Genomic DNA, 19746 nt, shown 5'->3' with positions numbered 1-19746 from the left:
AGCCGGGATGCGTCCGCCCGGCTCAGCCGACGTGCTTCAACCAGATCATGCCGAGCGGGGGGAGGGTGAGTTCCGCGGAGGCCGGCCGGCCGGCCCACGGTGCCGCCGTCGCCTCGATCGATCCGTAGTTCCCGACACCCGATCCGCCGTACTCGACGGCGTCCGTGTTGAGCAGCTCCTCCCATCTGCCGGCGCGCGGGAGGCCGACGCGATAGGGCCCCACCGGCGCTCCGGAGAAGTTGACCAGCGCGGCGATGACGTTGCCCTCGTCGTCGGAGCGGATGAACGACAGCACGCTGTTCTGCGCGTCGCCGCCGTCGAGCCACTCGAAGCCGGCGGGGTCGTGGTCGAGCGCCCAGAGCGCGGGATGCTCGGTGTACACCGCGTTGAGCCGCGCGACGAGCCCGAGCAGGGCGCGGTGGCTCGGCTGATCGAGGATCCACCAGTCCAGCCCGCGTTCCTCCGACCATTCGGACGGCTGGCCGAACTCCTGACCCATGAAGAGGAGCTGCTTGCCCGGGTGGGCCCACATGAACGCGAGGTAGGCGCGCATGTTGGCGAGCTGCTGCCAGTGGTCACCCGGCATCTTCGCCAGCAGCGAGCCCTTCCCGTGGACGACCTCGTCGTGGCTGATCGGCAGGAGGAAGTTCTCGCTGAAGGCGTAGACCATCGAGAACGTGATCTCACCGTGGTGGTGCGAGCGGTACAGCGGGTCGTACTGCATGTACTCGAGCGAGTCGTGCATCCAACCCATGTTCCACTTCAGGCCGAAGCCGAGGCCGCCCTCGCTCGTCGGCGCGGTGACGCCGGGCCAACTGGTCGACTCCTCGGCGATCATCACGATGCCGGGGTTGCGGCGGTACGCGGTCGCGTTCGCTTCCTGGAGCAGGCTGATGGCCTCGAGGTTCTCGCGTCCTCCGTGGACGTTCGGGAGCCACTCGCCGTCCTTCCTCGAGTAGTCGAGGTAGAGCATCGAGGCGACGGCATCCACGCGGAGACCGTCGACGTGGAACTCCTCGAGCCAGTACAGGGCGTTGGCGACGAGGAAGTTCTTGACCTGGGGCTGGCCGAAGTCGAACACGAGCGTGCCCCAGTCCGGCTGCTCGCCGCGTCGCGGGTCGGGGTGCTCGTACAGGGGCTGGCCGTCGAAATTGGCGAGTGCCCATTCGTCCTTCGGGAAGTGGCCGGGGACCCAGTCCATGAGGACACCGATCCCGGCGCCGTGGAGTCGGTCGATCAGGTACTTCAGATCGTCGCTCGAACCGAACCGGCTCGTCGGAGCGTAGTAGCCGGTCACCTGGTAGCCCCAGGAGCCGCCGAAGGGGTGCTCGGCCAGCGGCATGAACTCCACGTGCGTGTACCCGAGCTCGCCGATGTACTCGATGAGCTGGTCGGCGAGGTCGCGGTAGCCGAGGCCGGGACGCCACGACCCGACGTGGAGCTCGTAGACGCTCATCGGGCCGTTGTGCGGGTCGCTCGCGGCCCGACGCTCCATCCAGTCGGCGTCGTTCCAGCGGTGGTCGCTGACACCCGTCACCGATGCGGTCGCGGGGGACCGCTCGGTGAACCGGGCCATGGGGTCGGACCGTCGGACCCAGCGGCCGTCCTGGGCCAGGATCTCGAATCGGTACAGCTCTCCGGGACCGACGCCGGGGATGAACAGCTCCCAGACCCCGGTGGCTCCCATGTTCCGCATCGCGTGCGCGGTGCCGTCCCACGAGTTGAGGTCGCCGATGACGCGGACGGCCCGCGCGTGTGGTGCCCACACGGCGAACGCGGTGCCGGCGACACCCTGCTGCTCGGTCACGTGTGCGCCGAGGGCGTCCCAGAGCCGCTCGTGGCGTCCCTCACCGATGAGGTGGAGGTCGAGCTCGCCGATGGACGGGGCGAAGCGGTAGGGGTCGTCGGCGTTCCAAGTCGAGCCGTCCCCGTACCGTGCGTCGAGCGTGTAGTCGAGGATGCCGTCGACGTGGAAGCCCTGCCAGATGCCGGATCGGACGTGGGCGAGCTCCACGCGCGCTCCATTCGCGAGGACCGCCGTGACCTGTTCGGCCAGGGGGCGGCGCGCGCGCACCACGACGAGCGGGTCGCTCACCCCGCCGAGGTCGACGAGGTGCTGCCCGAGGATCTGGTGCGGATCGTGGTACCGGCCCTCCGAGACCGCGTCGAGGATCCAGTCGTCGACGGACGGGAGCGGGAGCTCACGCGGGGGCGGAGCCACCTCGGCGGCCGGGGGAGCGGCAGCCCGCCGACCCGAGCGCTTCGGTGCCGCAGCACCGCCGGCGGATGGGGGGATGGTCGTCATGGTCGGATCCTCACGCTCAGGATGTGCACGGGTTCGGTGAAGGCGTCGAGGCGCACGAAGTTGCTGTCGGACCAGATCCACTCGGCCCCGGTCACGAGGTCGGTGACGTCGAAGGTGCCTCCTGGCACGCCACCGAAGACCGTCTGGTCGAGGTGCACCATCGTCTGTCGCACGGAGTGCGGGTCGAGGTTGGCGACGACGACGATCGTGTCCGGCTCGCCCGTCCCGGTGAACCGCTCGTCGAGATGCTTGCTGAAGACCAGGATCTGGTCGTCGTCGCTCCAGTGGAAGCTGATGTTGCGCAGCTGCCGGAGTGCGGGGTGCGTCCGTCGGATCTGGTTGAGGAGAGTGAGATAGGGTGACAGCGACGTCCCGGCCTCTTCGGCCGCCGCCCAGTCCCGCGGACGGTACTCGAACTTCTCGCTGTCGATGTTCTCCTCGGCACCCGGGCGGGCGACGTTCTCGATGAGCTCGTATCCGGCGTACACGCCCCAGGTGGGCGCTGCCGTCGCCGCGATGGCCGCACGCACCTTGTACGCGGCGCGTCCACCGAACTGGAGGTATTCCGTCAGGATGTCGGGGGTGTTCACGAACAGGTTCGGGCGGAGGAAGTCGGCGGTCTCGGTGGCCGCCGCGCCGAGGAACTCCTCGAGTTCCTCCTTCGTGTTCCGCCAGGTGAAGTACGTGTAGCTCTGCTGGAAGCCCACCTTCGCGAGTCCCTGCAGGAGCGCCGGTCGGGTGAACGCCTCCGCGAGGAAGACCACGTCGGGATCGGTGCGGTTGACCGTCGCGAGGAGCCACTCCCAGAAGTCGAGCGGCTTGGTGTGGGGGTTGTCGACGCGGAAGATGCGGACGCCGAGCGAGATCCAGTGGCGGACGATGCGCAGCACCTCGGTCCGGATGCCCTCGGGATCGTTGTCGAAGTTCACCGGGTAGATGTCCTGGTACTTCTTGGGTGGGTTCTCCGCGTACGCGATGGTGCCGTCGGGCAGCGTCGTGAACCACTCGGGGTGTTCGGTCACCCAGGGGTGGTCGGGCGAGGCCTGCAGGGCGAGGTCCAGCGCGATCTCCAGGCCGAACTTCTTCGCCTGGCGGACGAAGGAGACGAAGTCCTTCTCGGTTCCGAGGTCGGGATGGATCGCGTCGTGGCCGCCGGCGGCACCACCGATGGCCCAGGGCGATCCCGGGTCGTGTTCGCCTGGCGTCAGGGTGTTGTTCGGTCCCTTGCGGAAGGTCTCGCCGATCGGGTGGATGGGAGGCAGGTACAGGACGTCGAAGCCCATCGCGGCCACGGCGGGGAGGCGTGCTGCGGCCGTCCGGAAGGTGCCGGAGGCCCAGGATCCGTCCGGGCGCTGCTCGGCGCCCTCGGAGCGGGGGAAGAATTCGTACCACGAGCCGACACCGGCCCGCGTGCGCTCGACCCGGATGCGTCGCTGCTCGCTGGTGCTGGCGAGTCCGGCGAACGGGCGTCGCGCGGCGATGGCGAGCAGTTCCGCATCGTCGAGGACGGCGAACCTCGCGTCGGGATCGGCGTCGGCGTCGCGGAGCAGCTTGGCGGTCGAGGTGAGGAACCGGCGGTCCTTGGCGGGGCGGAGTTTGTCCGTCGACGCTCCCTCGAGGAGTTCCGCTCCGATGAGGTACATGAGGTCGACGTCGACGCCCGCCTCGATCTTCACCCGGGCGTTGTGCTCCCAGGTGGCGAACTCGTCGGCGAAGGCACGCACCTGATACCTCCAGGTCCCCTCGGTGGCGAGCTGGACCTGGACCTCGAAGCGGTCGGTACCGGCGGCGCCCGGTGCCATGCGATGGGCGGCCGTCTTCCCACGGGGGTCGGTGAGCAGGAGCTCGACCCCGATCAGGTCGTGGCCTTCGCGGAACGCGGTCGCCGCGAAGGGGACCACCTCTCCTGCGAACGCCTTGGCCGGCCAACGCCCGCCTTCGACGGAGGGGGTCGGATCGAGGATCGGGATGCGCCCGATGTTCGGGGTGAGTGTGAGCGACACCGTTCCGGCGTCGTCGACGGTGGAGGACTGCGGTACTGACTTCGGCATAGTGCGTTCCATCTCCTTCGGTGCCACTCGTCCGACCGTACCGCGAAACGTGGGCCGATGAAGGGCCGCGCGGGGTGTCGCGCGTCATGCTAAGGCGGACGGTGCCGTGCGGTTCCCGCAGGGTGGACGGCGGCCGGTCGGGCCGCCGGTGGGGGTGCCATAGAGTGAGCCCGTGAAGGCTATCCGCAGGTTTACCGTCCGCGCGCTCATCCCGGAGTCACTGACCTCGCTGACCGCCCTCGCGGCGAACCTCCGTTGGTCGTGGCATGAGCCGACGCAGCGCCTCTTCGACGAGATCGCCCCTGACGTCTGGCGGGAGTCCGGGCACGACCCGATCACGGGCCTCGGCCTCGTCACCCCCGAACGGTTGGCCGAGCTCGCCGCCGACGCGGACTTCGTCGGTCGCGCCGAAGCGCTCCACGCCGACCTCCGCCGGTATCTGGAGGAGCCGCGCTGGTACCAGGGTCTTCCCGACCCGAAGCCGCAGACGATCGCCTACTTCTCGCCGGAGTTCGGTGTCGCCGCCGCCCTCCCGCAGTACTCGGGCGGCCTCGGTATCCTCGCCGGAGACCACCTGAAGAGCGCGTCGGACCTCGGGGTGCCCCTCGTCGGCGTCGGCCTCCTGTACCGCTCGGGGTACTTCGCCCAGTCGATCACGAACGACGGGTGGCAGCAGGAGTCCTATCCCGTACAAGACCCCGACGGCCTCCCGCTCACGGTCCTCAGAGAACCGGACGGCACGCCGGTCACCGTCACCTTGGCCCTGCCCGAGGACCGCAGCCTGTCCGCGCGGGTGTGGATCGCCGAAGTGGGACGCGTCCCACTGCTGTTGCTCGACACCGACATCCCCGAGAACGTCGCGGAGTTGCGCGCGGTCACCGACCGGCTGTACGGCGGCGGCGGCGAGCATCGCCTCCACCAGGAGCTCCTCCTCGGCATCGGCGGTGTCCGGGCGATCAAGCAGTGGAGCGAGCTGACCGACCACCCGCTCCCGCAGGTGTACCACTCGAACGAAGGCCACGCCGGGTTCCTCGGCCTGGAACGGATCAGCGACCTCGTCGGGAACGGCCTCTCCTTCGACGAGGCGCTGCAGCTCGTTCGCGGGGGCACGGTGTTCACCACGCACACGCCGGTGCCCGCCGGCATCGACCGCTTCGAGAACGACGTGATCGAGCGCTACTTCTCGGGCGACCTGCTCCCCGGCGTGGCCGCACCGGACGTCCTGGCGCTCGGCGACGAGACCGCGAACGGCGGCTCGCCCGAGGTGTTCAACCTGGCGATCATGGGTCTCCGCCTGGCGCAGCGCGCGAACGGGGTGAGTCGACTCCACGGAGAGGTCAGTCGTGCGATGTTCCGAGGCCTCTGGCCGGGATTCGACGTCTCCGACGTGCCCATCACCTCCATCACGAACGGTGTCCACGCCCCGAGCTGGACGGATCCCGCCCTCCTCGGGTTCGCCGATGAACGGTGGGGCGGGATCGAGCCGGGCCGCGCCGACTGGGCCGGTCCGTCCGTGTCCGACGACGAGCTCTGGATGCTCAAACGGGGGATGCGCGAGCGCCTGGTCGCCGATGTGCGCCGTCGGATCGCCGACGGCTACCGTGCGCAGAATCCCCTCGCCGTCGTGCCGTCCTGGATCGACGAACTCCTCGATCCGGAGGTCTTGACGATCGGGTTCGCACGACGGGTACCGGGGTACAAGCGCCTCACCCTCATGATGCGCGACCCGGACCGACTCCGCTCGCTGCTCCTGCACCCGGATCGACCGATCCAGATCGTCGTCGCGGGGAAGGCGCACCCGGCGGACGACGAGGGGAAGCGCCTCATCCAACGCCTCGTGCAGTTCGCCCAGGACCCCCTCCTGCGTGCACGCATCGTCTTCCTGCCGGACTACGGCATCGGGATGGCGAAGACCCTCTACCCGGGTTGTGACGTGTGGTTGAACAACCCCCTGCGTCCGCTCGAGGCCTGCGGGACGTCCGGCATGAAGGCGGCGCTCAACGGAGCGCTCAACCTGTCGATCCTCGACGGCTGGTGGGACGAGTACGCGGACGGGGAGAACGGGTGGGCGATCCCGTCCGCCGACGGCACGCCGGACGACGACGAGCGCGACGCCCTCGAGGCCGCGTCGCTCTACGACGTCATCGAGCACCAGCTCGCACCCCGCTACTACGACCGCGAGCACGGTGCACCGCCGTGGCGCTGGTTGCAGATGGTGCGACACACGATCTCCACCCTGTCGGAGCCGCTGAGCGCCGACCGGATGGTGCGCGAGTACACCGAGCGGATGTACCTCCCGGCGGCCGAGATGGAACGTGCGCTGTCCGCGTCCGATCAGCTCGGCGCCCGCGATCTGGCGGCCTACAAACGACGTGTGCGCGACGCGTGGCCGCAGTTGGCCGTCGCCCACGTCGAGAGCGGCGGTGTCGACGAGGTCCCGCAGGTCGGCGACGTGCTGCGGTTGCGCGCGTACGTCCAGCTCGGCTCACTGTCACCGGACGATGTGACCGTCGAAGTGGTCTCCGGGGTCCCCGGAGCCGCGGGCGAGTTGCTCGACGTCGGTTCGCAGCCGCTCGAGCAGCAGCAGACCCCGTCCACGAGCCGACCGGAGCACACGCTCGAATACGCGGGCACCCTGCCACTCGATCGCGCGGGTGGCTTCGGGTACACGGTCCGCATCGTTCCGAAGCACGAGTTGCTGCTCACGCCGGCGGAGCTCGGACTGGTCGCCCTGGCGGACCAGTAGGGGCGGGGTCAGCGCGCGATCTGGGCCAGGAGGGCGGAGACCGCCGTGCGCAGCCCCTCCGGGGCGAGTTCGAGGTCGAAGCCCCGCCGTCCACCGGACACGAACACCGTCTCGTGGTCCGACGCGCTCGCGTCGAGGACGGTCGGCAGTGCCGTCCGCTGACCGATCGGGCTGATGCCGCCGACCACGTACCCGGTCTTGCGCTCCGCCACGGCGGGATCGGCCAGACGTGCGCGTTTCCCGCCGACCGCTGCGGCGAGCGCCTTGAGGTCGAGTTGCGCCGAGACCGGGACGACGGCGACGACGAGCGAGCCGTCGACCTCGGTCATCAGGGTCTTGAAGACGCGGGACGGGTCCACGCCGAGGGCTGCCGCCGCCTCGAGCCCGAACGCGGTCGTCGAGGGGTCGTGCTGGTAGGGCCGTGGGGTGAAGGGGATGCCGAGTCCGGTCAGCGCCAGCGTCGCCGGCGTGCTCCCGCCCTCCGCCTTCCGCCGCGCCACCGTCAGACGGCCCGGAACAGCTGCATCGACGTGGCGCCGACCGCGACCGTGTGCCCGGGGGCGAATTCGTCCTCGTCCGACACCGGGACGTCGTCTGCGGAGTTCCAGATGCGCCGGTAGGCGGTCACCCCGTCGTGCTCGGGCAGTGTGACCTCGACCGGCTGCTCGACGCCGTGCACGATGAGCAGGACGCGGTCGAGCGCCTCGGACTCCGGGGTGCTCGACGAGAAGAACTGCAGGGTCCGGTTCCGGGGGCTCGTCCAGTCGTCCGTGCTCATCGTCCCGCCGGTGGCGTCGAACCAGTCCATGGCGCTCGCGCCGGGCACCGTCGTCTCTGCCGCCCCGAAGTGCTCCGGCCGGAGCGCGGGATGCTCCCGCCGCAGCTCGAGGAGCCTGCGGCTGTGTGCGAGGAGTTGATCCTGCCAGGGTTCCCGCGTCCACCCGACCCAGGTCAGTTCCGAATCGTGACAGTAGGCGTTGTTGTTGCCCCGTTGGCTGCGCCCGAACTCGTCACCCGCGGTGATCATCGGGATGCCGGCCGACAGGAGGAGCGTCCCGAGCAGGTTGCGCATCGCCTTCCGGCGGGCGGCGAGGATCGCTTCGTCGTCCGTCGGGCCCTCGGCGCCGTGGTTGAACGACCGGTTGTTGTCGGTCCCGTCTCGGTTGGACTCGCCGTTGCCGACGTTGTGCTTCACGTCGTACGACACCAGGTCGGCGAGCGTGAACCCGTCGTGGGCGGTGATGAAGTTGACCGACGCGAGCGGCCCGCGTTCGGCGGGGAAGGTGTTGCTCGATCCGGCCAGTCGTGTCGCGAAGCCGCCGATGCCCACGGGGGCGTCGGCGCGTCTGGCGTAGTCGATGTCGGAGAGCCAGAAGTTGCGTACGCGGTCGCGGTACCGGTCGTTCCACTCGTGCCAACCGTTCGGGAAGTTGCCGGTCTGCCAACCGCCCATCCCGACGTCCCAGGGTTCGGCGATCATCTTCGCGTCGATGAGCGACGGATCGCTGATGATCGCTCCGAGCAACGGATGGTCCGGGGTGAACTCGACCGCCTCGTTCCGCCCGAGCGTCGCGGCGAGGTCGAAGCGGAACCCGTCGATCTGCACCTCCTCCGCCCAGTAGCGCAGGGAGTCGAGCACCAGGCGCTGGGGGACAGGGTGGCCGAAGTCGACGGTGTTGCCACAGCCGGTCACGTCGATGTACGCGCCGGTGGCGTCCTGGCGGTAGTAGCTCGCGTTGTCGATGCCGCGGAGGCTCGTGCGCGGACCGCCCGGTCCCTCCTCGGCGGTGTGGTTGTAGACGACGTCCAGGATGACCTCGAGCCCGGCCTCGTGGAGCAGCCTGACCATGCCCTTGAACTCCCGGAGCACGGCGTCGGCACCACCCGCCTGGGCGGCCTTCGTCGCGTACGCGGCGTGCGGGCTGAAGAAGTTGAGGGTGTTGTAGCCCCAGTAGTTGACGAGACCCTGCTTGATGAGGCGCTGCTCCGAGGTGTACGCGTGCACCGGCAGGAGTTCGACACTCGTGACACCCAGGTCGTGCAGATGCGCGATCATCGCGGGATGGGCGAGCCCGGCGTAGGTTCCGCGCAGCTCCTCCGGGACGTCGGGGTGCAGCTTGCTGAGCCCCTTGACGTGCGCCTCGTACACGACGGTGCGGTCGAGCGGGATGCGCGGTTTCTGCACGCCACCCCAGTCGAACGCGTCGTCGACGACGACGGAGCGCCATTGCTCGGCGGACACCCGCGCGAGACCGCGGGCATAGGGGTCGAGGAGCAACAGATGCGGGTCGAAGGCGTTGTTCGGCGTCGACGGCCCGGACGCTCGGACGGCGTAGCGCCGACCGTGCACGAGCTCCTCCGACCGGGCACTCCAGACCCCACCCTCGTCCCGGGTCATCTCGACCGACTGGGTGATCCAGTTCAGATCCTTGTCGTCGAAGATCACGAGTTCGAGGGCATCTGCATGCTCCGACCACACACGGAGCTCACCACCGGACGGGCCGAGGCGGACGCCGAGATCGTGGAGGGGGTCACCAGCGTTCATGGGTTCTACAGTAGTGAGTGCAGCAGTCGCCGAGATCCGCGGACGCGGCGACGAGAGGAGGGGCGGCATGGTGGTGTACCTGGACCACGCCGCCACGACCCCCGTGCGTCCCGAGGTCATCGACGCCTACGCGGCCGCCATGGCCACCGTCGGGAACCCAGCGTCGATCCACGGACCCGGCCAACAGGCGCGCCGCCTCCTCGAGGAGGCTCGCGAGCGCATCGCGCAGACCCTCGGCTGCGACCCGATCGAACTCGTCTTCACCTCGGGCGGCACCGAGTCCATCAACCTCGCCCTCAAGGGGCTCTACTGGCACCGCCAACGGGACCGTCGGCGCACCGCGGTGCTCGCACCCGCCGGCGAGCACCACGCCACCTTGGACACCGTCGAGTGGCTCGAACGCCACGAGGCGGCGACGGCGGTGTGGTCTCCACTCGACCACCTCGGAGCCGTCTCACTCGAACGCACGGCGGAGCTGTACGCCGAGCACGGCGACGACGTCGCCGTCGCCACGGCCCTCTGGGCGAACAACGAGGTCGGCACCATCCAGCCTGCCGAACGACTCGCGGCGCTCGCCGCAGCGGCAGGCGTGCCGTTCCACCTGGACGCCGTGTCGGCGTACGGGCATCTGCCGATCGATCTGGCCGGCCTGCGTGCCGCCTCCGGTTCGACCGGGGCCGGCGGTCTCGTGGCGATCAGCGTGTCCGCGCACAAGATCGGCGGCCCGGTGGGGGTCGGCGCCCTGGTGGTCAGTCGGGCGGCGGTGGTGGAGCCCTTGCAGCACGGCGGTGGCCAGCAGCGCGGACTCCGCTCCGGTACCCAGGACGTCGCGGCCGCGATCGGGTTCGCCGTCGCCGCCGAGGCGACTGAGCGGGAGCGGGTCGCCGAGCAACAGCGATTGCTGGCGCTCCGGGACCGGCTCACCGCGGGCGTCCGTTCCGCGGTGCCCGAGGCTGAACTCACCGGCGACCCCGTGGAACGACTGGCCTCGAACGTGCACCTCGTCCTCCCGGGGACCCAGGGCGACTCCATGCTGTTCCTCCTCGACCTCGCCGGGGTCGCGGTGTCCACGGGCTCTGCGTGTCAGGCCGGTGTCCCCGAACCGTCCCACGTCCTGCTCGCCATGGGGCGCTCGGAGTCGGACGCCCGCGCGGCTCTGCGGATCACGCTCGGCAGGACGACGACCGAGGACGACGTCGACCGCTTCCTGCAGGCGCTTCCCTCGGCCTATGCACAGGCGAGCCGGGCCGGCTCCGCGGATCGCGACACGGCGCTCGGCGCGCGGCCCTGAGCCCACGCGCCCGATCACTTGCGGGTGGCTGTCCGGCGACTGGCGCGTAGACTTGCCCGGTGAAGGTTCTGGCAGCGATGAGTGGTGGGGTCGATTCCGCCGTGGCAGCGGCACGCGCCGTCGATGCGGGCCATGAGGTGGTCGGGGTCCACCTGGCCCTCAGCCGGATGCCGGGCACGCTCCGGACCGGCAGCCGGGGGTGCTGCACCATCGAGGATTCGATGGACGCCCAGCGGGCGGCGAACCTCATCGGCATCCCGTACTACGTCTGGGACTTCTCCGAGCGCTTCAAGCTCGACGTCGTCGACGACTTCATCGCGGAGTATCGTGCGGGCCGCACGCCGAACCCATGCATGCGCTGCAACGAGAAGATCAAGTTCGCCGCACTGCTGGAGAAGGCGCTCGACCTCGGGTTCGACGCGGTCGTGACCGGCCACTACGCCACGATCGTCACGAGCCCCGAGGGCGATCGCGAGCTGCACCGCGCGAGCGCCTGGGCGAAGGACCAGTCGTACGTCCTGGGCGTGCTCACCGCCGAGCAGCTCGCGCACTCGATGTTCCCGCTCGGTGCGACGCCGTCGAAGGCCGAGGTACGTGCCGAGGCCGCGGAGCGCGGCTTCACCGTCGCGAACAAGCCCGACAGCCACGACATCTGCTTCATCCCCGACGGCGACACGAAGGGCTGGTTGGGGGAGCGGGTCGGCACCGAGACCGGCCAGGTCCTCGACCGCGACGGCGCGGTCGTCGGTTCGCACGAGGGCGCGCACGCGTTCACCGTCGGACAGCGCAAGGGGCTGCACCTCGGCGTACCGGCCCCGGACGGTCGTCCGCGCTTCGTCCTCGAGGTGCGTCCCAAGGACAACACCGTCGTGGTGGGGCCGAAGGAGGCTCTCGCCATCGGCGAGATCGCCGGCTCCCGGTACACCTGGGCGGGCCGTGCTCCGGCCGTCGGCGTGGACCCGATCCCGTGCGACGTCCAGATCCGTGCCCACGCCGACCCGGTCCCGGCCGCGCTGGCCCTGGTCGACGGCGAACTCGTCGTCCACCCGGAGACGCCGCTCGACGGGGTCGCGCCCGGACAGACCGCGGTGCTCTACAGCGGAACGCGCGTCTTGGGACAGTTCACGATCGACCGCACCGTCAGCGCTGTACCCGCCGGCGTCGGCGCCTGACACCCCGCAACGACCGAACGCCCGGCGATCGATGCTCGCCGGGCGTTCCGCGTCCGATGCTCAGGCTCCGGCGGTCGTCCCCGACTTCGACGCCTTGGCCTTCTTCGGCTTCTTGACGAACAGCGTCTCGGCCTCTTCGAGGGTGAGCCCGTTCGTCTCCGGGATCTTCGCGAGTACGAACACGAACGAGAGCAGGGCGAAGAACGCGTACATGCCGTACGTCACCGGGAGCGAGAACGCGGCGAGACCCGGGAAGCTCACGGTGATGAGGAAGTTGGCGATCCACTGGGCCATCGCCGCCACACCGAGGGCCTTGGCACGCAGCCGGTTCGGGAAGATCTCGCCGAGGAGGACCCAGACGAGTGGACCCCAGGAGGCGCCGAACGCGACGACGAACACGTTGGCAGCGATCAGTGCGATCGTGCCCCAGGGCTGCGGCAGCGACACCTCGCCCGCGCTGTCGGTGACCGACTGGGTGAAGGCGATCGCCATGGCCCCGAGCGAGACCGTCATCCCGATGGATCCGGCGAGGAGGATCGGCCGGCGACCGATGCGGTCGACGAGCAGGATCGCCACGATCGTGACCGCGACGTTCGTCACCGAGGTGATGACCGAGATGAGCAGCGAGTCGGACTCCTGGAATCCGACCGCCTTCCAGAGGGTCGTCGAGTAGTAGAAGATGACGTTGATACCGACGAACTGCTGGAAGATCGAGAGGATGACACCGATCCACACGATCGGGAGCAGACCGAACTTCCCGCCCCAGAGCGAGGCCTTCCTCTGCTGCTCGTCGTCCTTCACCGCCTGTTCGGCGAGCTTGACCGCGCGGTCGACCTCCTCCTGCGGCCACACCGTCGCGAAGATGCGGCGGGCCTCATCGGCCTTGCCCTTGCGGACGAGGAAGCGTGGCGACTCGGGGAGCCGCATGGCCAGGAGACCGTAGACGACGGCGGGGATGGCGCAGGCGATGAACATCCAGCGCCAGGCTTCGACGCCGAACCACAGCGGGTTGGACGCACCGCCGGCGACGCCCGCGAGGACCGAGTCGGACAGGAGCGCGGCGAAGATGCCGAGGGTGATGGCGAGCTGCTGCAGGGAGGCGAGGCGTCCGCGGATGGCGCTCGGCGCGATCTCGGCGATGTAGGCCGGAGCGACGACGGATGCGATGCCGATGCCAAGACCGCCGACGATCCGCCACAGGATCAGGTCCCAGGGAGAGAAGGCGAAGCCGGCACCGAAGGAGGAGACGAAGAAGAGACCGGCACCGAGGAGCATCGTGAAGATGCGTCCGCGGCTGTCCGCGATCCGGCCGGCGAGGTAGGCGCCGAGCGCGCATCCCAAGAGGGCTGAGGCGACGGCGAAGCCGATCAGCCCCTCGCTCAGCTGGAAGTGGTCCTGCATGGCGTCGACCGCGCCGTTGACCACGGAGGAGTCGAAGCCGAAGAGGAAGCCACCGACCGCGGCGGAGACGGAGATACCGATGACGCGCGCGGTGAGCTGCTTACTGGTAGGAGCCGCCCCCGTTCCTGGCCTGCTGGACTGGGACATGGTTCCTCCGATTCCGCGCGCATGGTTCCTGCGGCACTGCGACACCCTACTCCTCGATCAGCGGCTCGCAGACCCGCTTGCCCCGATCGGGGAGGACGTGCGGTGTGTCAAGCGCTCCTGCGTGTCGGGGGCCGCTCATAGACTGACCAGGTGGCGAACAGCAACGAACAGACCCTGCAGCAGGCATCGGCCGAGGCGGAGGAGCTCACCTCTCGAATCCTCGAGCTGCGCGACGCGTACTACGAGCGGGACGAGTCGCTCGCCTCCGATCAGGAGTACGACGCCATGATCAAGCGGCTCGACGAGCTCGAGCGGCTCTTCCCCGAGTTGCAGAGCCAGGACAGCCCGACGCAGACGGTCGGCGGCCGGACGGAGACGACGCTGTTCGCACCGGTCACCCACCTCGAACGCATGCTGAGCCTCGACAACGTCTTCTCGACCGAGGAGTTCCTCGCCTGGGCGGCGAAGGTCGAGCGCGACGCGGACGGTGCCGTCCAGTACCTGTGCGAGCTGAAGATCGACGGCCTCGCCATCAACCTGCGGTACGAGCGAGGGCGTCTGGTGAGCGCGGCGACCCGCGGCGACGGCGTCGTCGGTGAGGACGTCACGGAGAACGTCCGGTACATCCGCTCCATCCCGAGCGTGCTGACCACCGCCGACACGGACGTCGAGGTCCCCGAGGTCGTGGAGGTGCGCGGCGAGATCTTCTTCCCCGTCGAGGCGTTCCGCGAGCTCAACGCCAACCAGGCGGCCGCCGGTGAACGGGTGTTCGCGAACCCCCGAAACGCGGCGAGCGGATCGCTCCGTCAGAAGGCGGAGAGCAAGAACCCGGCGCAGCTCGCCCTCATGCACGACCGGCTCGGCCGGCTGCAGATGCTCGTCCACGGCATCGGCGCCTGGGAGCGCCCGCCGGTCGCGCGTCAGTCGCAGGTCTACGAGCTCCTCCACCGGTGGGGTCTGCCGACCTCGTCGCACTACCGGGTCCACGACGAAGCGACGGGGGCGGCCGAGTTCATCGAGTACTTCGGAGCACATCGCGACAGCGTCGAGCACGAGATTGACGGGGTCGTCGTCAAGGTCGACGATCTCGCGCTCCACGGGGAACTCGGCGCGACGAGCAGGGCTCCGCGCTGGGCCATCGCCTACAAGTACCCGCCGGAGCAGGTGAACACCAAGCTCCTCGACATCGTGGTCAGCGTCGGCCGCACCGGTCGGGCCACGCCCTTCGCCGTCATGGAGAAGGTCCTGGTCGCCGGCAGCGAAGTGCGCCAGGCCACGCTGCACAACCAGGACGTCGTGAAGGCGAAGGGGGTGCTCATCGGCGACACCGTCGTCCTCCGCAAGGCCGGCGACGTCATCCCCGAGGTCCTCGGTCCCGTGGTCGAACTCCGCGACGGTTCCGAGCGCGAGTTCGTCATGCCGGACGACTGCCCGGAATGCGGCACCCCGCTCGCCCCTGCCAAGGAGGGGGACATCGACCTGCGCTGCCCGAACGCGCGGAGCTGCCCGGCTCAGGTGCGAGGCCGGGTGGAGCACATCGGTTCACGTGGAGCACTCGACGTCGAAGCCCTCGGCGAGGTGGCCGCAGCGGCGCTCACGCAGCCGCTCGAACCCGCGGAGCCGCCGCTGACCACCGAGGCTGAGCTCTTCTCGCTGACGATGGCCGACCTCTTCCCGGTGACGGTGGTCGTGCGCGACAACGAGACCGGCCTGCCGAAGCTCAACGAGGACGGCTCGGAGAAGCGAGTCACGCCGTTCCGCCGCCGTCGGGCGAAGAAGGACGGCGTGCACGCCCCGGAGGCGTCCGAGTTCGACGGCGACGAGTCCTCGGTGCCGTCGAAGAACGCGGTCGAGCTGCTCGCCAACCTCGACGCCGCGAAGACGCGCCCGCTCGCACGGTTGCTCGTCGCCCTCAACATCCGCCACGTCGGTCCCGTGGCGGCCAGGTCGCTCGCGGAGTACTTCGGATCGCTCGACGCCATCCGAGCTGCGAGCCGCGAGGAGCTGGCCGAGGTCGACGGTGTCGGCGGGATCATCGCCGACGCCCTCATGGCCTGGTTCGAGATCGACTGGCACCGCGAGATCGTCGAGGAGTGGACGGCTGCCGGCGTGCAGTGGGCGACGCCCGGTCACCCGGGCCCAGGTGCCGCCGTCGCTGCTGGCGGTGTCCTCTCGGGCGTGACCGTCGTCGCGACCGGTTCCCTGGACGGTTTCACCCGCGAGGGCGCGCTGGAGGCCATCGTGCAGGCCGGAGGCAAGGCGGCGTCGAGCGTCTCGAAGAAGACCGACTTCGTCGCCGCCGGCCCGGGCGCGGGGTCGAAGCTCGCGAAGGCGGAAGCGCTCGGTCTGCGGATCATCGACGCGGAGCAGTTCGCGATCCTGGTCTCGGAGGGCCCGACAGCCCTCGGCGAGCCCGAGACGCCCGGCGACGAGGCTCCGGCCGACGAGGCACCGGCGACCGACTGAGCTCAGTGCCCGGCGGCGTCCAGGAGATCGTCCCTGACCTGGCGTCGTAGGACCTTGCCGATGAGCGACTTCGGGAGTTCGTCCACGACGACCACCCGCTTCGGCACCTTGTAGGGCGTGAGGATCTCGCGAGCCCACGCGCGGAGCGCCTCGGCGTCGACGGTGGTGCCCGGAGCGGCGACGACGGCTGCGACGACCTGCTCGCCGGAGTGCGGGTCGGGGATCCCGACGACGGCGGCGTCCGCGACGGATGCATGGCCGCGGAGGACCTGCTCGACCTCGCTGGGGGAGACGTTGAACCCGCCCGTGATGATGAGCTCCTTGATGCGGTCGACGACCGTCATGAACCCCTCGTCGTCGATCGACACGATGTCGCCGGTGCGGAACCAACCGCCCGGGAGGAGCACGGCCGCGGTCTCCTCCGGCTTGTTGTAGTAGCCGCGGAACACCTGGGGTCCGCGGACGAGGAGTTCGCCCGGCTCTCCGGCCGGCCGGTCCGTCCCCGGATCATCGGGGTCGACGACCCTGACCTCGGTGCTCGGCAGCGGGAGACCGATGGTGCCGGGCTTCCTGGCGGCGGACACCGGGTTCGCGGAGATCACCGGTGAGCACTCGGAGAGCCCGTACCCCTCGACGAGGAACCCGCCGGACGCCGCTTCGAACGGCACGACGAGCTCGTGGGGGAGCGGCATGGCCCCGGAGATCGCGATCTCGGTACCCTGCAGCGAGACGCCCTGCTCCGTCGCCGCCGCCAGGAGACGGTCGGCGATGGGCGGCACCGCCGGCAGGAAGGTCGGAGGGCGCTTCTTCATGACCTTGAGGACGAGCGCCGGGTCGAACTTCGGGAACAGGACGAGTCGCGAGCCCATGCTCATGGCGAACGTGAGGCACAGCGTCAGCCCGTAGGCGTGGAACATCGGGAGCATTGCGTAGACGACGGCGGATCCCCGTGGCACGGTCGGCACCCAGGCGCGCGACTGGGCGGCGTTGGCGAGCAGGTTCCCGTGGGTCAGGGCCGCACCCTTCGGCGAGCCTGTCGTGCCACTGGTGTACTGGATGAGCGCGAGCGCGTCGGTCGCCGGCTTCGGGTGGCTCGCCGGGAGTGACCCGGTGGTGAGGAGCCGCTCCCACACCACCGTGCCGGAGACCGGGGCGGTCAACTGCGCACGGGAGGCGCGTGCCTTCGCGATCGGGAGCCGCAGTGCCAGGCGCATGTGGATCGGCATCGCACGGGTGACGTCGATCGTGACGAGCGCATCCACCGCCAGGTCGGCCGGGAAGTCCTGCAGGTGACCTGCGACCTTGTCCCAGACGATCGCGAACCGGGCGCGGTGGTCCTCGAACTGGTGGCGGAGCTCCTGCGGCGTGTAGAGGGGGTTGTGCTCGATGACGACGGCGCCGAGTCGGAGGACGGCGTAGAACGCGACGATGTGCTGCGGACAGTTCGGGAGCATGAGGGCGACCGGGTCGCCGGCCCGGACGCCGAGGTCGCGCAGACCGGCCGCAGCGCGCGCGATCAGGGCGTCGAGTTCGGCGTAGGTGGTCGTCGAGCCGAAGAACTCGAGCGCCACCGCGTCCGGGTAGCTCGCCGCGGAGGCCTCCACGAGATCGCCGAGGCTGCCGGTCTGCTCGGGGATGTCGTCCGGGACGTCGGCGGCGTAGCTCGCCAGCCACGGGCGCTCGTGCGGGGGACGGGGACGGCTGCTCGAGTCGTTCTGGCTCACCGTCCCACTGTAGGGGCGGAGGCCGACCGTCGACCACGTCCCTGGCGAATAGACTGGAGCGACCGCCACCGCTACACGTACGGGAGACGCATGTCGGAAATCACCACCGAGCAGGTCGCACATCTCGCGACCCTCGCTCGCATCGCCCTGAGCCAGGACGAGATCGCCCACCTCACCACGGAGCTCGACTCCATCGTGGACAACATCGCGAAGGTGCAGCAGGTGGCCACACCTGACGTCCCGGCGACGAGCCACCCGATCCCGCTCGAGAACGTGTACCGCGACGACGTCGTCGGCAACACGCTCACCCGGGAGCAGGCGCTGCAGAACGCACCGGAGTCGGCCGACGGCCGGTTCAAGGTCTCGGCCATCCTGGGGGAGGAGCAGTGAGCGGCCTGATCGGTCTGACGGCAGCCGAACTGTCGTCCAAGCTCCGCGCCGGCGACGTGTCGAGCGTCGAGGTCACCCAGGCGCACCTCGACCGCATCGCCCAGGTCGACGGCGACGTCCACGCCTTCCTGCACGTCTCGGACCACGCCCTCGACGTCGCCGCCGACATCGATGCGCGTCGTGCAGCGGGTGAGGAGCTCGGCGAACTGGCCGGCGTCCCACTCGCGATCAAGGACGTGCTCGTCACGACCGACATGCCGTCCACCTCGGGGAGCAAGATCCTCGAGGGATACCTGTCGCCCTTCGACGCCACCGTCGTCGCGCGATCGCGGGCGGCCGGCCTGGTGCCGCTCGGCAAGACGAACATGGACGAGTTCGCCATGGGGTCGAGCACGGAGCACTCCGCGTACGGCCCGACCCACAACCCGTGGGACCTCGACCGCATCCCCGGCGGTTCCGGAGGCGGCTCGGCCGCAGCGGTCGCCGCGTTCGAGGCGCCCATCGCGCTCGGCAGCGACACCGGCGGCTCGATCCGTCAGCCGGCGCACGTCACCGGGACGGTCGGTGTGAAGCCCACCTACGGAGCGGTGAGCCGCTACGGTGCCATCGCCCTGGCGTCCTCGCTCGACCAGGTCGGGCCGGTGAGCCGGACCGTCCTCGACTCCGGGCTGCTGCACGACGTCATCGCCGGGCACGACGCGCTCGACTCCACCTCCCTCCGTGACGCCTGGCCATCGATGGCCGCAGCCGCTCGGGAGGGTGCTCGCGGCGACGTACTGCGCGGTCTGCGCGTCGGCGTCGTCAAGGAGCTCAACGGCGAAGGTTTCCAGGCCGGCGTGAAGAGCCGCTTCCAGGAGGCGCTCACGGTGCTCGAGGCGAACGGCGCCGAGATCGTGGAGGTGTCGGCACCCAACTTCGAGTACGCGGTCGCCGCCTACTACCTGATCCTCCCCGCCGAAGCGTCCAGCAACCTCGCGAAGTTCGACTCCGTGCGGTTCGGCATGCGCGTCACCCCTGAGGGTGGCGGCACGGTCGAGCAGGTGATGTCCGCCACTCGCGAGGCCGGGTTCGGTCCTGAGGTGAAGCGTCGCATCATCCTCGGCACCTACGCCCTGAGCGCCGGATACTACGACGCCTACTACGGCAGCGCCCAGAAGGTGCGGACGCTCATCCAGCGCGATTTCGCGGCGGCCTTCGACCAGGTCGACGTCCTCGTGAGCCCGAGCGCGCCCACGACGGCGTTCAAGCTCGGTGAGCGCATCGACGATCCGCTGGCGATGTACCTCAACGACGTCACCACCATCCCGGCCAACCTCGCCGGGGTCCCGGGCATCAGCGTCCCGATCGGGCTCGCCCCGGAGGACGGCCTGCCCGTCGGCATCCAGTTCATGGCGCCAGCACGAGAGGACGCCAGGCTCTACCGGGTCGGCGCCGCTCTCGAGGCGCTCCTCGAATCGACGTGGGGGCACACCCTCATCTCGCAGGCACCCGCTCTCGGAGGTCGGTAA

12 protein-coding genes are annotated in these 19746 nt (G+C 69.8%); 6 read left to right on the top strand and 6 right to left on the bottom strand.

Annotated elements, in window-relative coordinates; translation table 11 throughout:
• Nucleotides 1-22 precede the first annotated feature (22 nt).
• Nucleotides 23-2305, bottom strand: coding sequence for a 1,4-alpha-glucan branching protein GlgB (gene glgB, locus ASF68_RS03380; RefSeq protein WP_157580187.1), 2283 nt, complete (start codon nt 2303-2305; stop codon nt 23-25).
• The gene (locus ASF68_RS03375; RefSeq protein ID WP_082498466.1) at nt 2302-4356 is read right to left on the bottom strand and encodes a maltotransferase domain-containing protein; all 2055 of its coding nucleotides are present in this window, start codon (nt 4354-4356) and stop codon (nt 2302-2304) included. Before ASF68_RS03375 ends, glgB begins: the two co-directional genes overlap by 4 nt.
• A gap of 172 nt (nt 4357-4528) precedes the next feature.
• Between ASF68_RS03375 and glgP the strand changes: the two genes are divergently transcribed.
• The gene (glgP, locus tag ASF68_RS03370; protein ID WP_056006804.1) at nt 4529-7102 is read left to right on the top strand and encodes an alpha-glucan family phosphorylase; all 2574 of its coding nucleotides are present in this window, start codon (nt 4529-4531) and stop codon (nt 7100-7102) included.
• A gap of 8 nt (nt 7103-7110) precedes the next feature.
• Here the strand turns inward: glgP and ybaK are convergent, their stop codons facing one another.
• Nucleotides 7111-7602, bottom strand: coding sequence for a Cys-tRNA(Pro) deacylase (ybaK, locus tag ASF68_RS03365; protein ID WP_056006801.1), 492 nt, complete (start codon nt 7600-7602; stop codon nt 7111-7113).
• Between the two features lie 2 nt (nt 7603-7604).
• Entirely contained in the window at nt 7605-9647 is a 2043-nt protein-coding gene (gene glgX, locus ASF68_RS03360) for a glycogen debranching protein GlgX (RefSeq protein ID WP_056006798.1), read from the bottom strand.
• A gap of 67 nt (nt 9648-9714) precedes the next feature.
• On the opposite strand from glgX, the gene ASF68_RS03355 reads away from it, so the two are divergent.
• Together ASF68_RS03355 and mnmA are read left to right on the top strand one after the other, a co-directional pair.
• Nucleotides 9715-10938: a cysteine desulfurase family protein gene (locus tag ASF68_RS03355; protein ID WP_056006795.1), complete on the top strand. Its 1224-nt coding sequence runs from the start codon at nt 9715-9717 to the stop codon at nt 10936-10938.
• A 59-nt stretch (nt 10939-10997) separates the two neighbouring features.
• A complete protein-coding gene (gene mnmA, locus ASF68_RS03350) occupies nt 10998-12110 on the top strand; it encodes a tRNA 2-thiouridine(34) synthase MnmA (RefSeq protein WP_235526745.1) in 1113 nt (370 codons plus the stop codon).
• 60 nt (nt 12111-12170) lie between these two features.
• Here the strand turns inward: mnmA and ASF68_RS03345 are convergent, their stop codons facing one another.
• A complete protein-coding gene (locus ASF68_RS03345; protein ID WP_056006791.1) occupies nt 12171-13658 on the bottom strand; it encodes a sugar porter family MFS transporter in 1488 nt (495 codons plus the stop codon).
• 150 nt (nt 13659-13808) lie between these two features.
• Here ASF68_RS03345 and ligA point away from each other — a divergent pair, with 150 nt between their 5' ends.
• The gene (ligA, locus tag ASF68_RS03340) at nt 13809-16124 is read left to right on the top strand and encodes an NAD-dependent DNA ligase LigA (protein WP_056006788.1); all 2316 of its coding nucleotides are present in this window, start codon (nt 13809-13811) and stop codon (nt 16122-16124) included.
• Nucleotides 16125-16126: 2 nt separating this feature from the next.
• Here ligA and ASF68_RS03335 read toward each other — a convergent pair whose 3' ends face one another.
• Nucleotides 16127-17848, bottom strand: coding sequence for a long-chain-fatty-acid--CoA ligase (locus ASF68_RS03335; protein WP_056006785.1), 1722 nt, complete (start codon nt 17846-17848; stop codon nt 16127-16129).
• Between the two features lie 90 nt (nt 17849-17938).
• On the opposite strand from ASF68_RS03335, the gene gatC reads away from it, so the two are divergent.
• Both gatC and gatA read left to right on the top strand, forming a co-directional pair.
• Complete coding sequence (gene gatC / locus ASF68_RS03330; protein ID WP_056006781.1) at nt 17939-18238, top strand: Asp-tRNA(Asn)/Glu-tRNA(Gln) amidotransferase subunit GatC; 300 nt, start codon at nt 17939-17941, stop codon at nt 18236-18238.
• A complete protein-coding gene (gatA, locus tag ASF68_RS03325; protein WP_056006778.1) occupies nt 18235-19746 on the top strand; it encodes an Asp-tRNA(Asn)/Glu-tRNA(Gln) amidotransferase subunit GatA in 1512 nt (503 codons plus the stop codon). Before gatC ends, gatA begins: the two co-directional genes overlap by 4 nt.

Origin of the sequence: Plantibacter sp. Leaf314 (assembly GCF_001423185.1) — a bacterium.
Classification (GTDB): Bacteria; Actinomycetota; Actinomycetes; order Actinomycetales; family Microbacteriaceae; genus Plantibacter.
Note: the sequence above shows the minus strand (reverse complement) of the source record. Positions and strands in the feature narration are given on the sequence as shown.